This window comes from Aeromonas sp. PrichA-15 (genome assembly GCF_017939245.1).
Classification (GTDB): Bacteria; Pseudomonadota; Gammaproteobacteria; order Enterobacterales; family Aeromonadaceae; genus Aeromonas; species Aeromonas caviae.
On record NZ_JAGKRH010000277.1, the window covers coordinates 1 to 1,788 of the forward strand.

Here is a 1,788-nt window from a genome sequence, read left to right on the forward strand (position 1 = left end):
TGAAACCATCACGCGCAATCATCAATGCAGAGGGATGGCAAACCTGCTGGCCCGAGTGAAACACTTCATGGATACCGTGTCTCCTTTCCCGGGGAATGGCTATGGCACAGCGAAGGTGTAGCACTATTGGGATCAGTTATTTAGTGTGTAGAGCACTTCTGCAATGAAAGCGCTGAACGCCCTGTAAGGTAATGCCAACTAACATCTCATCATGGTCGTGTGCATCATAAGCGTGCCCACGAAAATGGGCTTGTACGCTTTCTATCCCAGTCTCCTTGTCATGCTGTAGTTGCAGCCAATCTCCAGAACTTTGCTCCTCAGCATGTGTTCGTTCATCACCCATGGTCGATAATGCCTAATCTATACAATAACTAGTTGTCACCTAACTTTAGCCTGAACGTGATGTCTTGTATGTAACTGAAACTGAAACTGAGGACAATTCAGGGGGGCTGGATTTGCCCCCATAGATCCAGACACTTCACGTGTTTCAGCACAGGCCCATGTCCAACTGGAGAAGAGCTAATCCCCCCTGGCGCCAGCCGTAGAGGATTAAGCTTAACACCGCCATTGCCGCGCAGGCGGCGAGGACGAACCAGACTTTGCGAATCGTCATGCTTGCGCCCTCTCGATGCGTGCCACCGACTGCTCTTTCACCGGCCAGTTCAATGCGGCAGCAACAAAGCTCAACGCGATGGAGATGTACCAGACCAGTTCATAGCTGCCGGTACGATCGAACAGGTAACCACCCAGCCATCCACCGAGGAATGAACCTATTTGGTGGAAAAAGAACACAATGCCCCCGAGCATGGAGAGATTCCGGACACCAAACATCGTAGCCACGGTTCCATTGGTCAGCGGAACAGTGGAGAGCCACAGCAGCCCCATTGCAATGCTAAACGCATAGGCAGTCCAGGTTGTGACAGGAAACGTAATGAACAACGCGATCACAACAGCACGCACCAGATACAAGGCACTCAGCAGACGCGGTTTGGAATGTTTGCTGCCGAGCCAGCCAGCTATATAGGTACCGAACACATTGAACAGCCCCACGAGTGCAAGTGCAGTAGTGCCGACGATCACCGGCAATTGCTGATCGACCAAGTAGGCTGGTAAATGTACACCGATAAACACTACCTGGAAGCCACAGACGAAAAATCCAAATGCCAATAACCAGAAGCCCGAATGGTTGCATGCTTCCCGCAGAGCTTCTTCTAGTGTTTGTTGTGGTCCGTGCGAGATGGGGGGGCTATCCTTAATCATTACGGCAAGCGGCATTATGAACGCAGCAGTTATACCAAGCACAATCAATGCGGCCGACCAGCCAAGCCACTCGATCAGCCCCAATGATCCTGGCAGCATGGCAAATTGACCTAAAGATCCTGCTGCTGCGGCGATACCCATCGCCATACTGCGTTTTTCCGGTGGTACGACACGACCAACAACGCCCAATATTACGGAGAATGAAGTTCCCGACAGACCTATTCCGATTAGAACCCCCGCACTAATGGACAGCGATAGTGGAGAGCTTGCAAAGCTCATCAAGACTAGGCCGACTGTGTATAGGAGTCCCCCCACGACGATGGTTCGCCGTGCACCAAAGCGGTCAGCCAAAGCACCGGTAATGGGCTGGAAGATCCCCCACACTAAATAGCTGTTCCGAATAGTAGATCACCGGAGGAAGGGAACTCAGTCCAGTTTGTGCGATCTGATTAGTCGCTAAACAAAACAAGCCACACCCAAAGGACTGAGTTGATGCCTATCCTACCACCTCTGCCACGACCACAACGG

The 1,788-nt window shown here is 51.8% G+C and carries 2 protein-coding genes and 1 pseudogene; 1 reads left to right on the top strand and 2 read right to left on the bottom strand.

The window, feature by feature from the left end; all coding sequences use genetic code 11:
• Positions 1-121, top strand: a pseudogene (locus J9889_RS20975) (IS630 family transposase); the annotation flags it as partial.
• Between the two features lie 366 nt (positions 122-487).
• Here J9889_RS20975 and J9889_RS24605 read toward each other — a convergent pair.
• Together J9889_RS24605 and J9889_RS20985 are read right to left on the bottom strand one after the other, a co-directional pair.
• Complete coding sequence (locus J9889_RS24605; RefSeq protein WP_267893172.1) at positions 488-613, bottom strand: hypothetical protein; 126 nt, start codon at positions 611-613, stop codon at positions 488-490.
• The gene (locus J9889_RS20985) at positions 610-1,644 is read right to left on the bottom strand and encodes an MFS transporter (protein WP_210557988.1); all 1,035 of its coding nucleotides are present in this window, start codon (positions 1,642-1,644) and stop codon (positions 610-612) included. The genes J9889_RS24605 and J9889_RS20985 overlap by 4 nt, the downstream gene beginning before the upstream one ends.
• Positions 1,645-1,788: the final 144 nt, after the last annotated feature.

Bases quoted from the DNA above. Each gene is read 5' to 3' on its own strand.
- J9889_RS24605 (WP_267893172.1), bottom strand. From the start codon at position 613: ATGACGATTCGCAAAGTCTGGTTCGTCCTCGCCGCCTGCGCGGCAATG.